The organism is Pseudomonas sp. AC070, from assembly GCF_979258635.1.
The window spans coordinates 1,093,923-1,106,524 of the sequence record NZ_OZ409871.1; the positions used below are offsets into that span (position 1 = coordinate 1,093,923).

A 12,602-nucleotide genomic window follows, 5' to 3' on the forward strand; every position below is an offset into this window, starting at 1 on the left:
CGCCTTGAAAACCGCGAGAATAAGACCGGGATGCGCATTCTGCACAGCTCTGACTGGCACCTTGGCCAGCATTTTATGGGCAAGACCCGCCAAGCCGAGCACCAGGCTTTTACCACATGGTTGATTGACCAATGTGCGGTGCATGCCGTGGATGCGCTGATTATTGCCGGCGATATCTTCGACACTGGCGCACCGCCCAGTTACGCCCGCGAGTTGTACAACGAATTTATCGTCGCCTTGCGCGCCACCGGCACGCAGTTGGTGGTGCTGGGTGGCAACCACGATTCGGTGGCCATGCTCGGCGAGAGCAAAAGCCTGCTGGCGCACCTTAATACCCGCGTTATCCCTGCCGTGTGCGAACCGCTTAGCGAGCAACTGCTGGTGCTTAACGACCGCGCCGGCAACCCCGCTGCGCTGTTGTGCGGCATTCCTTTTATTCGTCCTCGCGATGTGTTGCATAGCCAGGCCGGGCAGAGCGCGCAAGACAAACAGTTGTCGCTGCGAGAAGCCATTCACGAGCATTACCAGCAGCTGTTTACCCTGGCCGAAACGCGCCGCGATGAGCTGGGCGGTGCGCTTCCGATTATTGCCACGGGCCACCTCACCACCGTCGGCGCCAGCGCCAGCGAGTCGGTGCGCGAGATTTACGTCGGTGCCCTTGAAGCCTTCCCCACCAGTGCGTTTCCGCCGGCCGCGTATATCGCGCTGGGACATATTCATCGACCGCAGAAAGTCGGTGGGCTGGAACATATTCGCTACTGCGGGTCGCCCATTCCGTTGAGCTTCGACGAAGCCAAGCAGAGCAAAGAGGTGTTGCTGGTGGAGTTTGCCGGGCGCGAGTTGGCCAACATCCAGGCGCTGACGGTGCCGCGCTCGCAGGCGTTGGTGTCGGTGCGCGGTTCGCTGGTCGAGTTGCAGCAGGCGATCACCGAAGCGGCGCAGCAGGGTACGGCCGAGCGGCCGGTGTGGGTGGAAGTGTGCGTGAGTGGCGACGACTACCTGAGCGATCTGCAGCCCCGCATTCAGGCGATGACTGAAGGGTTGCCGGTGGAGGTGCTGCGCATCCGCCGTGAGCGCGGCAACGCCAGCGCCACCCTGCAAGGCAACGCCAAGGAAACGCTGGATGAGCTGAGCACCGACGATGTGTTCGCCCAGCGCCTCGCCAGCGAAACCGTCGAACCGGAACTGCACCAGCGTTTGCATGGTTTGTACCGGCAAGTGGTTAGCGAGTTACGCGAGGAGGAGGTATGAAACTCCTCAGCCTGCGCCTGAAGAATCTCAATTCCCTCAAAGGCGAATGGAAGATCGACTTCGCCGCCGAGCCATTCAAAGACAACGGCCTGTTCGCCATCACCGGGCCGACCGGCGCCGGTAAAACCACCTTGCTCGACGCCATCTGCCTGGCCCTGTATCACCGCACACCACGCATGAGCACCTTGTCGGCCAGCGCCAACGAGCTGATGACCCGCCATACCGCCGATTGCCTGGCTGAGGTGGAGTTCGAGGTGAAGGGCCAGCGTTATCGGGCCTTCTGGAGCCAACGCCGCGCGCGGGCCAAAAGCGACGGCGCATTGCAGGCGCCCAAGGTCGAGCTGGCCAAGGTAGATGCCAGCACCGGCGAGGGCGAAATTCTCAGCGACAAGATCAACGAAAAGTACCGGCTAACCGAAAGCCTGACGGGACTCGATTTCGAGCGGTTCACCAAGTCCATGTTGCTGGCGCAAGGCGGCTTTGCGGCGTTTCTCGAAGCCAACGCCAATCAGCGCGCCGAGCTGTTGGAAGAGCTGACCGGCACCGACATTTATGGGCAGATTTCCCAGCGCGTATTCGAGCGTACCCGTGAGGTGCGCGATGAGCTGGGCCACCTGCGCGCCCGTGCCGAGGGCGTCGAATTGCTCAGCGACGAGCAGCGGCAAGCGCTTGAGGAGGAGGGCGCGCAACTGGGCGGCAGCGAGGCCGCACTGCTCGCCGAACAACAGCAGGTTCAACAGCAGCGGCAGTGGCGCGAAGACCTCGCTAAAGCCGAGCGTCAGGCGCAGTTAGCGGCCACTCAAGCGCAACACGCCAGCGCCCAATTGGCCGAGGCAGAGCCGCAATTGCAGCGCCTTGCCGCCAGCGCCCCGGCGCTGAAGTTGCAGCCCAGCCATAGCGCCTGGCAGCGGGCGTTGCAGTGCGTGGCGCAGCGTACCCAGGAATTGGAAAGCACCGAGCAGGCGCAGCGCCAAGCCAGTCAACAGGTGCAGCACGACCTCTGGCAGGCCTGCCAACTGAGCCAGCAAATCACGGACGCTCGGCATACACAGGTCGCGCAGTTATCGGCCCAGTTGCAGACGCTTACCGAGCAGCTCGCGCAGCAACCGCATCATGCGCAATGGGGCGAACAGCTTGGCGTATGGCGCGCACAATTCGCCGCTGACGCTGAACTGGCCGCCACGATTGTGCAGCTTCAACAGCGCGACCAGGCGCTGGCACAAACCGCCGCCAGCGTGGCTCAGCAACTGCACGCAGTTACGGTGCAAGTGACGGAAGCCGAGCAGCATCTGCAGCGCACCGAGGCCGCAGAACAGGCGCAGCATCAGCAGCTACAAACGCTGCTGGCCGGCCAGACCGAACGTGAATTGCGCGACCACGGCCAACGCCTGATCGCGCAGGGTCACGGCTTGGAGCGCTTGCAGCAGATCGGCCTGCAACGCCAGCAACTGGCGCAACAGGCCAAGCAATTGGAAACCGCGCTGGCCGAGTTAACGCCGGAAAAAACCGCCAAAGAGCAAACCCTTCACGCGCTGCGTGAGCAGTACAAAGACGTGCAGCAACAGGTGCGTGACAAGGAAAAACTGCTGGAACAGGAGCAGCGCATTCAGGCGCTGGAAGCCTACCGGGCGCAGTTGCAAGCGCACGAGCCGTGCCCGTTGTGCGGCGCCTTGGAGCATCCGGCCGTGAGTGCGTATCAGCAGCTCGACAGCTCGGCGACGCAACGGGAATTGGAGACGAAAAAAACACAGTTGGACGTCTTGCGTGCTCAGGGTGAAGCCTTGGGCGCTGAGCTTGCAGCGCTGGTCGAGCGGGCGCAGCAGCAGACCCAGCAACAGCAAAACGTGGAGCGCGAGCGATTGGCGCAGGCCCAGCAATGGACCGAGCAATGCGCGGCGTTGAATGTGCAGCTGGAAGACACCGCCGGACTGAAGGCAGAGCAGGCGCGTCACCAGCACGAACTCGAACAGCTGCAACAGCGTCTCGCCGCAGTGGACGCGCTTAAAGCCGCCATCGAGGCGGCGCGCCTGGCCAGTCAACAAGCGCAGCTAAACCATCGCGACAGTACCCAGCAGGTCGCGCTGCTGCACAAAGACCAACAGGCCACCGGGCAGCAACAACACGAGCTCGACGCGCAATTGGCGCACGTCCAAGCGCAGCGCCATGAACAGCAAACACGCCTGGCCGCCGCGCTGACCGAACTCGGATACGCCCTGCCCGAAGACGGCGCCCAGTGGTTAGCCGAACGTGAGCAGGAATGGAGCCGCTATCAATCGCGCCAGCGCGCGTTGATTGAGGTGCAGGGACAACTGAGCGACGCCCACCATGCGTTGGACAACGCCACGCAGGTTAGCGCTCTGTGGCAGCAACGCTGGCAAGCACAAGGTCAGCAGGCATTGGCGCAACTGCCCGAGCAGGTGGATGCATTGCCGCGCTTGGCAGCTGTCGAGCAGGACTACCACGCTGCGCTGCAACACGTCAGTGCCTTGCTGGGGAAATATCAAACCTTGAGCGAGCTGCTGGAAGACGACCAGCGCACCCTGCAATCGCAGCAAAAGGCGTGGCACGAGGCGTTGGCAAACAGCCCATTTGCGGATGAGGCGGCTTACCAGGCGGCGCTATTGAGCGAGGCGCAGCAGGCGCAGTTGCACGCATTGAAAACCTCACTGGAAAAAGCCCTGACCGAAGCCCAGGCCCTGCATGCCGCCAGCAGCGAGACGCTGGCGCACTTGCACACCACGCCGCTGACCGAACTGGCGAGCGAGCAGTTGGATGCCCAGGCGCAACAGCTTAGCGAGCAGCTCAAACAGCTCAGCCAGCGCCAAGGCGAAATCCGCGCCCAACTGCACAGCGACACCACCCGCCGCGCCAGTCAGCAGGCCTTGTTTGCGGCAATTGAAGACAAGAGCGCCGAGCATGACCTCTGGCAGCACCTCAACGGCTTGATCGGCTCAGCGGACGGCGCCAAATACCGCAAGTTCGCCCAGGGCCTGACGCTCGACCATTTGGTGTACCTCGCCAACCAGCAACTGCAGCGTCTGCACGGCCGCTACCAACTGGCGCGTCGTGGCAGCGGCGAACTGGAACTTGAAGTGCTGGACACCTGGCAAGGCGACGTCGCCCGCGACTGCAAAACGCTGTCGGGCGGGGAGAGTTTTCTGGTCAGTCTGGCCTTGGCGTTGGCTCTGTCCGACCTGGTGAGCCACAAAACCAGCATCGACTCGTTATTCCTCGACGAAGGCTTCGGCACGCTCGACGGCGAGACGCTGGAAGTGGCCCTGGACGCGCTCGACGCGCTGAACGCCAGCGGCAAGATGATCGGCATCATCAGCCACGTCGAAGCGCTGAAAGAGCGGATTCCGGTGCAGTTGAAAGTGCACAAGAGCGTGGGGTTGGGGTATAGCGCGTTGGATCGGCGGTATGCGGTAACGCCGGGGTAATGCACGTACCTGTAGGAGCGGCTTCAGCCGCGAGCTGTTGATGTGGTCGCGGTGTAGGGCGCGGTTTGCAGGCCCGCCCCATCGCGGCTAAAGCCGCTCCTACAGGGGTGAGGTGGGGCTTTTATTCCACCGAACTCACCGCTGTAATCTGTTCTTCTGAATACGTGCCGCGATAGAACGCGGCCAGGGTGCCGTCGCGTTTCATCTCATCGAGTGTGGTTTGCCAGCGCTGGACGGTGCTGTCGGGTGTGGCGAGGGAAAAGGCGATGTACAGCTCGCGCATTTCCAGTTTGAGCACGCGGGTGATGGTGGCGGGCGGCAGGCCGACGGTGGCTAGGAAGGCGTCTTTCTCGACGTCGCTGGTGGCCCACATGGCTACGCGTTTGTGCAGCAACATGCTCAGGCACTGTTCCGGCAAGGTGGGCAGGGCCAGGTTGGCGAAGCCTTGTTGCACAAGCATGTCGGCGCTGCTGTCGCCGTTGTAGGCGCAGATGCCGGAGCTGGCGCGGGCGTCTTCCAGGCGTTCCAGCGGCTGGGCGTTTTCTTCAAGGGTGTACAAGCCGCGGGAGATGCGTTTGATCGGCCCCACCCACTTGAACAGGTTTTCGCGCTCGCGGGTGCGGGCCGTTTCGAATAGCGCGACGGGCTGGTCGCTCAGCGCGTAGTCGTAGCCTCGCTTCCAGGGATGCAGTTCGATTTCGGCGCTTTCTCCGGCGCGGCGCATCAACTCGCGCACCATCTCGGCCGTTGGCCCGGTGACGCGCCCGGATGCTTCTTGGTATTCGCCAGGTGGCGAATGTTCGGTGAGTACGCGCAGCTTGCCGCCGGTGTTATTCGGTTCGGCCGAAGCCATCAGGGGTAGGGTGAACAGCGCGGCCAGAAACAGGCGGCGGGTGGCAGCAACACGACGGGCATACACGGCCATGCGGTCGGTCTCCTCAGTCATGTTTTACCTGCTCTGGCCAGTCGATGGAACCGGAAGGCTATCAGAACTGTGCGGCTTCGACAGGGCAATTTAATGCCCCGAATCAGTTCGGTTTAGAGCGCTTGGTGGCCTGTTGGCGCTGCTCGCGCACCAGCTCGATAAAGTGCTGCGCACCCAGGCCCAACGGCTTGCTGTTTGACCACACCAGGTCGACCCACAACGACAGTTGAGAAATATTGCTCAGCTGCAATTCCACCAGGCTGCCGGCCTGCAATGTCGGGCGCACCAGCGACTCCGGCAAATAGCCCCAACCGAGCCCGGCTTGCATCATGCGCAAGGCGGCGGTGTGGCTGTCGGTGCGCCAGTGGTGATGAGCTTGCAGAAAGCGCGGTTGCAGCGGCTCCGGGTCGCGGCCCGCCACGACGATTTGCCGGTGTTCGGCCAGTTCATCGATTCGCAATTGGCTGCCGCTGGTGATAGCCGGATGGTGCGGGGCAATCACCGCCAGCAACGTTTCCTGGGTGGTTTCCTGGCAGCACTCGCGGCTGTCGAAGTTGGGATTCTCGAACACCAGCGCCAACTGCACGCGGCCTTCATGCAACAGCCGAATGGCGTCGGCTTCGGGCGCGGCCAGCACTTCCACATCGAGCGTGGGGTAGCGTTCGGCCAACTTGGCCAGTGGAGTCGCCCAGTCGGAGGCCAGCAGCTCCGGAGCGATGGCAAGGCTCAGGCAACTTTCCAGTCCGGTCGACAGCGTCAGGGCCTGCGCTTCCCACAGTTCGAACTGCTGCAGCATAAAACGCGCCTTGGCTTGCAGGGCCAGCGCCGCGGCGGTGGGTTGCGGCTCGCGGCCGGAGCGGTCGAACAGTTCCAAATTGAGGTCGGCTTCCAGATTGCTGATGGTCATGCTCACGGCCGACGGCACCCGCCCAATGCTGCGGGCGGCAGCGGAGAACGAGCCCTTGTCGAGCACGGCGAGAAACACTTGCACGGCATCTTTGCTGAGGCTCATCTATCAGTTTTCCTGAAACAAGCTGACTTAAGGTTTCAGTACATTAGAAATACAGTGGCCGCAAATTGGCAAGCGTGAGTACGCAGTGATGCAAGGCAAAAAACGCAAGGTGGTTCAGGCGATCAGCTACGAAGCGGTCGCGCTGTTGTTTATTACCCCGGCCATGGCCTGGGCGTTTGATGGTGGGTTAGCGGTAACCGGTGCCTTGGCGTTGGCGCTGTGTTTGGTGGCGATGGCCTGGAACATGGTGTTCAACAGCCTGTTCGAAGGCTGGGAAAAACGCCAACGCAAACCCCAACGCACCGTGGCGCGGCGCGTGCTGCATGCCGTTGCTTTCGAGTTGGGTTTGTTGCTGATGACGGTGCCGATGCTGGTGTGGGGGCTGAGCATCGGCTGGTGGCAAGCGCTGGCCACCGACTTCTCGCTGATGCTATTTTTTCTGCTCTACGCGTTTGTGTTCCAGTGGGGCTTCGACCTGCTGTTCGGCGTGCCGAGCGCGACGTTGGGGGCTGGGCACGAGGTGCAGGCGGGGTAGGGTTTTCGGGTGCTGTTGAGCTTCCTTTGTCAGGCCAACCTACGGGCCGCGCATCCCCGGGAGAAACGGGCGGCTGATCGGAATGCCACCCTGCCGCCCTCACGGCGTTAATGCTTCCGTACGGCTATTACCGCTCCCAAACCTCACGCAAGCCCCGTAGGAGCTAGCTTGCTAGCGAACCCCGCAGACACAGATCGGGAATTTCGTTTCCACGATTCGCCACCAAGGTGGCTCCTACAAAATCGCCTGCGGAGCGGCTTGAGCGGCGATGCATTTAGCGGATATCGCCAACGGTCGACACTTTCTTGATGTCCTTCAGAAAGTAGGCATACCACTGCAATTCATTGCGGCTGAATTTGCTCAGGTCGCGCTTGGCGATGCGTTTGCCGTTGGCATACGCGTCGGCATAGGAGGCTTGCTGGTATTTCATGGCATAGGCAGCGGCGATTTCGCCGGTGCGGTCTTTACCGGCTTCGCAATGGATGTACAACACCAAGGGCAGGCCGGATTGCTGGGGCGCCTGAAGCAGGCTCTGGATGTTTTCCAGCAGCACGTCGGTGTTGCTCAGCGTGGGTATTTTTTCCAGCTTTTTACGCACGCTTTTCGAGTAGTCGTTCGGCGAGGTCAAGCTGCCGTAAACCGGGTGATTGATCAGCCGTCCCAGCTTGCTGTTCTTTGCCCAAAACGATTTTTCAACCTTCAGATCGTCCGCTTCCTGCGGGTTGATGGTGTTCACCAGGCTGATATCGACCAGGTAAAACTGTTCGGGCAATGACTGGCCCGGCGCGGCTTGCTGCAACGCCATGCGCAGTTCGTTGTAGGTGAACTGTTTGTCTTTTACCGGCATGTTGCCGCGGAACAGGAAATTGCCGAAATCCGCGCGCTCGATCAGTGCGATCAGCCCCGGATTGAACGTACTCATTACCGCTGTTTCTTCAGCCTGCTGTTCGAGTACCTGGGCGTAAACGTCTCGCGAATCTTGTATGGCTGGAGCGCTGCAGGCGGTAAGCAGCAGACACAATGGAAGCAGTAAAACCAAGGCGCGGGCGGTGAACATGGTGGCTCCTGATGGTGGAATTCGTCAGGTAGCGATGTTCTATTAAGCGCATGGCGCGTGCTGTAGGCTGGCTCTGTGGGTGGGACGGCAATGGCGTCGCGCTAACGTTTACGGTTCCGATTGTTACCGTGGCGGCACGGCCAGAAAAAGCGCGTTATCGATACGGGGCCAGTTGTTAAGCCCAGCGCGCCTTACGCCACGCGCGGCGTTGGTTTTTGTCGAGGAAGGTCCAGGCCACAAAGCGGCTTTGTTTCTGCCCTTGGGCCATGTCCACCACACGAATATCGCCGGCGCCGAGTGCTTGCAATCGCGCCTGTAGCAAGGCGACGTTGCTGACTTTCGACACCAGGGTGCTGAAGCAAAACACCTGCGCGCCAACGGCCACGCTTTCTTCGGCCATGCGACTGATAAACGCCAGCTCGCCGCCTTCGTAGTGCAGTTCGTTGCTTTGGCCACCAAAGTTCAGTTCAGGCAGTGTGCGGCTGGGGTCGAGCTTGCCGAGGTTTTTCCACTTGCGCTGGCTGCCGCTGCGGGCTTCGTCCAGGGAGGCATGGAAAGGTGGGTTGCAGAGGGTGAAGTCGAAGCGTTCTTCGCTGCCGATCAGCCCTTCGAAGATATGCGTGGCATCTGCTTGCTGACGCAATTCGATAGCCGTAGCGGCGTGCGGGTTGGCGTTGAGGATGGCGGCGGCCGAGGCCAGCGACTGCGCATCGATGTCGGCACCGACGAAGCTCCAGCCGTATTCATGCTGACCTATGAGCGGATAGATGCAGTTGGCGCCGACGCCGATGTCCAGACCGCGCACGACCGCGCCGCGCGGGATGACGCCGTCATGGCTGGCGCCGAGCAGGTCGGCAAGGTAGTGCAAATAGTCGGCGCGGCCAGGCACGGGTGGGCACAGGTAGGCCGGCGGAATGTCCCAGCCGCGAACGCCGTAGAACTGCTGAAGCAGCGCGCGGTTGAAGGCTTTTACTGCCGCAGGATTGGCGAAGTCGATGCTTTGCTTGCCGTAGGGATTGATGATCAAAAAGGCGCCGAGCTCGGGGCTGGCTTTGATCATCTGGGCGAAGTCGTAGCGGCCTTGATGGCGGTTGCGTGGGTGCAGCACGGCTTTTTTCTCAGCCGGTGCCGGTTTTTTTGCGGACATTACGGATAACCCAGCACGCGCTTTATTTGCGGCAGATTGGCAGCGATCCACTGCTTGTCGATGGCGCCCCAGCTGCGTATTTCGTAGTGCCCGGCGTTGTTGCGCTCGCCGGCTTGCTGGGCAAAGTGGCAGTCGATGTCCAGATCGGCCAGGGCCACTAGCGTGTCTTGCGCGGTGCGCCGTGGCATGCCGGTAACACCGACCAACGCCGGCACACTGCTGGCGCTGCCGCTGTCGATCAACCAGGCCACGTACAGGCGGCGGTAGTAGCTGCTTTTGGTTTTGCTGACGTCCATGGCGCGCGGCCTCAATGTGAAACGGCCCTGATGATCAGGGCCGTGGAGTAGAGAGCTTAGAGGCTGGCGATGCGATCGCGCTGTTCATTGAACTTGGCCACGGCCTGTTCGGCCTCGGCCAGCTTGGCGCGCTCCTTGGCGATGACGTCGGCGGGTGCCTTGTCGACGAACGCGGCGTTGCCGAGTTTGCCGCCGACACGTTGCACTTCCTGGGTGAGACGTTGAATCTCTTTGTCCAGGCGCGCCAGTTCTGCGTCCTTGTCGATCAGCCCGGCCATGGGCACCAGCACCTGCATGTCGCCGACCAAGGCGGTGGCAGACATGGGGGCTTCAGCGCCAGTGGCCAGCACGGTAACGTTATCGAGCTTGGCCAGTTTGTTCAGCAGCGGTGCGTTGTCGTTGAGGCGACGCTGGTCTTCGCTGCTGACGTTTTGCAGGAACACGTCGATGCGTTTGGCCATGGAAATGTTCATCTCGCCGCGAATCTGGCGCAGGCCGAGCATCAGCGCTTTCACCCATTCGATATCGCCTTCGGCAGCGGCATCGATGCGTGTTTCGTTAGCCACTGGCCAGGCTTGCAGCATGATCGTGTCACCGCTGACGCCCGCCTGCGCTTTGATGCGCTGCCAGATTTCCTCGGTAATAAACGGCATGAACGGATGCGCCAGGCGCAGGATGACTTCGAGCACGCGCACCAGGGTGCGACGGGTGCCGCGCTGACGTTCAATCGGCGCGTTCTCGTCCCACAGAACCGGTTTAACCAGTTCCAGGTACCAGGCGCAGTACTCGTCCCACACGAATTCATAGAGGCTTTGTGCGGCCAGGTCGAAGCGGAAGTTGTCGAGCTGACGCGTCACTTCGGCTTCGGTGCGTTGCAGCTGGGAGATGATCCAGCGGTCTACCGACGACAATTCGACTTCTTCACCGTTAACGCCAGTGTCCTGGCCATCGGTGTTTTCGATCACGAAGTTCGCGGCGTTCCACAGCTTGTTGCAGAAGTTGCGGTAGCCCTCGACGCGGCCCATGTCGAACTTGATGTCGCGGCCGGTAGAGGCCAGCGAGCAGAAGGTAAAGCGCAGGGCGTCGGTGCCGTAGCTGGCGATGCCTTCGGGGAATTCAGCCTTGGTTTGCTTGGCGATTTTCTCGGCCATTTTCGGCTGCATCAGGCCGCTGGTGCGTTTTTCCAGCAGGGTGTCGAGGTCGATGCCGTCGACGATATCCAATGGGTCGAGCACGTTGCCCTTGGACTTGGACATTTTCTGGCCCTGGCCGTCGCGCACCAGGCCGTGCACGTACACGGTCTTGAACGGAATCTGCCCGGTCAGGTGGGTGGACAGCATGATCATCCGGGCAACCCAGAAGAAGATGATGTCGAAACCGGTCACCAGCACGTCGGTGGGGTGAAAGGTTTTCAGCGCTTCGGTCTGGTTGGGCCAGCCGAGGGTCGAGAAAGTCCACAGGCCGGAGCTGAACCACGTGTCGAGCACGTCTTCATCCTGGCGCAGGGCGATGTCGCCGAGGTTGTGCTTGGCGCGCACCTCTGCTTCGTCACGGCCTACATACACGTGGCCGGCTTCGTCGTACCAGGCCGGAATGCGGTGGCCCCACCAGAGCTGGCGGCTTATGCACCAGTCTTGAATGTCGCGCATCCAGCTGAAGTACATGTTTTCGTACTGCTTGGGCACGAATTGAATCTCGCCACTTTCCACCACGGCGATGGCTTTTTCGGCCAGGGGCTTGGTGGACACGTACCACTGATCTGTCAGCCACGGCTCGATCACGGTGCCCGAGCGGTCGCCCTTCGGCACCTTCAGTGCGTGGTCATCGACTTTTTCAAGCAAGCCCTGGGCGTCGAGGTCGGCAACCATTTGTTTGCGCGCGACGAAGCGGTCGAGGCCGGCGTATTGCTGCGGCAGGCTGGCTTCGAACTCGGCATTGACGCTGCCGTCGATGTTAAACACCTGGGCGCGGCCGAGCAGGGCGGCGTTTTTGTCCAGCACGTTAATCAGCGGCAGGTTATGGCGCTTGCCTACTTCGTAGTCGTTGAAGTCGTGCGCCGGGGTGATTTTCACGCAGCCGGTGCCGAATTCGGGGTCGCAGTATTCGTCGGCCACGATAGGGATGCGGCGGCCAACCAAAGGCAGCTCAACAAATTTGCCGATCAACGCTTGATAGCGCTCGTCGCTCGGGTGCACGGCCACGGCGCTGTCGCCCAGCAGGGTTTCCGGGCGGGTGGTGGCGACCACCAGGTAACCCAGACCATCGGCGGTTTTGGCGCCGTCGGCCAGCGGGTAACGCAGGTTCCAGAGGAAGCCCTTCTCGTCGTGGTTTTCCACTTCGAGGTCGGAGATGGCGGTGTGCAGCTTGGTGTCCCAGTTCACCAGGCGCTTGCCACGGTAGATCAGGCCGTCTTCATGCAGGCGTACGAAGGCTTCCTGCACGGCTTCGGACAGGTCGGGGTCCATGGTGAATTTTTCGCGGCTCCAGTCAACGGAGGAGCCAAGGCGCCGGATTTGTCGGCTGATATTGCCGCCGGACTGACCTTTCCATTCCCAGACTTTTTCCAGGAATTTTTCACGACCCAGGTCGTGACGGCTCAGGCCTTGGGCGCCGATCTGACGCTCTACCAGCATTTGCGTGGCAATACCGGCGTGGTCGGTGCCGGGCTGCCACAGGGTGTTGCGGCCTTGCATCCGACGGAAGCGAATCAGCGCATCCATGATCGCGTTATTGAAGCCGTGGCCCATGTGCAGGCTGCCGGTGACGTTCGGCGGCGGAATCATGATGGTGTAGGAGTCGCCGCTACCCTGCGGGGCGAAATAGTTCTTCGACTCCCAGGTTTCGTACCAGGAGGTTTCAATGGCGTGGGGCTGGTACGTCTTGTCCATGCGGATCGGGACCCTGTTTTGGCAGCTAATCGGAAAGCCGGGAAGTATAAC

Annotated in this window: 9 protein-coding genes; 3 read left to right on the top strand and 6 right to left on the bottom strand. The window is 61.4% G+C overall.

Annotation, left to right across the window (positions count from 1 at the left end; genetic code table 11):
- The first annotated feature begins 30 nt into the window (after positions 1-30).
- Together sbcD and ACZZ0Q_RS04825 are read left to right on the top strand one after the other, a co-directional pair.
- Complete coding sequence (gene sbcD / locus ACZZ0Q_RS04820) at positions 31-1,251, top strand: exonuclease subunit SbcD (protein ID WP_463539904.1); 1,221 nt, start codon at positions 31-33, stop codon at positions 1,249-1,251.
- Positions 1,248-4,691 carry an AAA family ATPase gene (locus ACZZ0Q_RS04825; RefSeq protein WP_463539903.1) on the top strand — a complete coding sequence of 1,148 codons (3,444 nt, stop codon included), beginning with the start codon at positions 1,248-1,250 and terminating at the stop codon, positions 4,689-4,691. The genes sbcD and ACZZ0Q_RS04825 overlap by 4 nt, the downstream gene beginning before the upstream one ends.
- 121 nt (positions 4,692-4,812) lie before the next feature.
- Here ACZZ0Q_RS04825 and ACZZ0Q_RS04830 read toward each other — a convergent pair whose 3' ends face one another.
- Both ACZZ0Q_RS04830 and ACZZ0Q_RS04835 read right to left on the bottom strand, forming a co-directional pair.
- A complete protein-coding gene (locus ACZZ0Q_RS04830) occupies positions 4,813-5,637 on the bottom strand; it encodes a substrate-binding periplasmic protein (RefSeq protein ID WP_463539902.1) in 825 nt (274 codons plus the stop codon).
- Between the two features lie 82 nt (positions 5,638-5,719).
- The gene (locus ACZZ0Q_RS04835; RefSeq protein WP_463539901.1) at positions 5,720-6,628 is read right to left on the bottom strand and encodes a LysR family transcriptional regulator; all 909 of its coding nucleotides are present in this window, start codon (positions 6,626-6,628) and stop codon (positions 5,720-5,722) included.
- A gap of 88 nt (positions 6,629-6,716) precedes the next feature.
- On the opposite strand from ACZZ0Q_RS04835, the gene ACZZ0Q_RS04840 reads away from it, so the two are divergent.
- On the top strand, positions 6,717-7,163 hold the full coding sequence (locus tag ACZZ0Q_RS04840) for a PACE efflux transporter (protein ID WP_463539900.1): 447 nt from the start codon (positions 6,717-6,719) through the stop codon (positions 7,161-7,163).
- A gap of 274 nt (positions 7,164-7,437) precedes the next feature.
- Here ACZZ0Q_RS04840 and ACZZ0Q_RS04845 read toward each other — a convergent pair whose 3' ends face one another.
- The 4 genes from ACZZ0Q_RS04845 to ACZZ0Q_RS04860 all read right to left on the bottom strand — a co-directional run bounded on the left by ACZZ0Q_RS04845 (position 7,438) and on the right by ACZZ0Q_RS04860 (position 12,551).
- Positions 7,438-8,220, bottom strand: a complete 783-nt coding sequence (locus tag ACZZ0Q_RS04845; protein WP_463539899.1) for a tyrosine-protein phosphatase — start codon at positions 8,218-8,220, stop codon at positions 7,438-7,440.
- Between the two features lie 175 nt (positions 8,221-8,395).
- A complete protein-coding gene (gene rlmF, locus ACZZ0Q_RS04850; protein WP_463560337.1) occupies positions 8,396-9,367 on the bottom strand; it encodes a 23S rRNA (adenine(1618)-N(6))-methyltransferase RlmF in 972 nt (323 codons plus the stop codon).
- Complete coding sequence (locus tag ACZZ0Q_RS04855) at positions 9,367-9,663, bottom strand: winged helix-turn-helix domain-containing protein (protein WP_463539898.1); 297 nt, start codon at positions 9,661-9,663, stop codon at positions 9,367-9,369. Before ACZZ0Q_RS04855 ends, rlmF begins: the two co-directional genes overlap by 1 nt.
- Positions 9,664-9,719: 56 nt before the next feature.
- Positions 9,720-12,551: a valine--tRNA ligase gene (locus tag ACZZ0Q_RS04860; RefSeq protein ID WP_463539897.1), complete on the bottom strand. Its 2,832-nt coding sequence runs from the start codon at positions 12,549-12,551 to the stop codon at positions 9,720-9,722.
- Between the last annotated feature and the right edge of the window lie 51 nt (positions 12,552-12,602).

Coding starts and splice junctions, on each gene's coding strand:
- sbcD (WP_463539904.1), top strand. CDS start 31: ATGCGCATTCTGCACAGCTCTGACTGGCACCTTGGCCAGCATTTTATG.
- ACZZ0Q_RS04825 (WP_463539903.1), top strand. CDS start 1,248: ATGAAACTCCTCAGCCTGCGCCTGAAGAATCTCAATTCCCTCAAAGGC.
- ACZZ0Q_RS04830 (WP_463539902.1), bottom strand. CDS start 5,637: ATGACTGAGGAGACCGACCGCATGGCCGTGTATGCCCGTCGTGTTGCT.
- ACZZ0Q_RS04835 (WP_463539901.1), bottom strand. CDS start 6,628: ATGAGCCTCAGCAAAGATGCCGTGCAAGTGTTTCTCGCCGTGCTCGAC.
- ACZZ0Q_RS04840 (WP_463539900.1), top strand. CDS start 6,717: ATGCAAGGCAAAAAACGCAAGGTGGTTCAGGCGATCAGCTACGAAGCG.
- ACZZ0Q_RS04845 (WP_463539899.1), bottom strand. CDS start 8,220: ATGTTCACCGCCCGCGCCTTGGTTTTACTGCTTCCATTGTGTCTGCTG.
- rlmF (WP_463560337.1), bottom strand. CDS start 9,367: ATGTCCGCAAAAAAACCGGCACCGGCTGAGAAAAAAGCCGTGCTGCAC.
- ACZZ0Q_RS04855 (WP_463539898.1), bottom strand. CDS start 9,663: ATGGACGTCAGCAAAACCAAAAGCAGCTACTACCGCCGCCTGTACGTG.
- ACZZ0Q_RS04860 (WP_463539897.1), bottom strand. CDS start 12,551: ATGGACAAGACGTACCAGCCCCACGCCATTGAAACCTCCTGGTACGAA.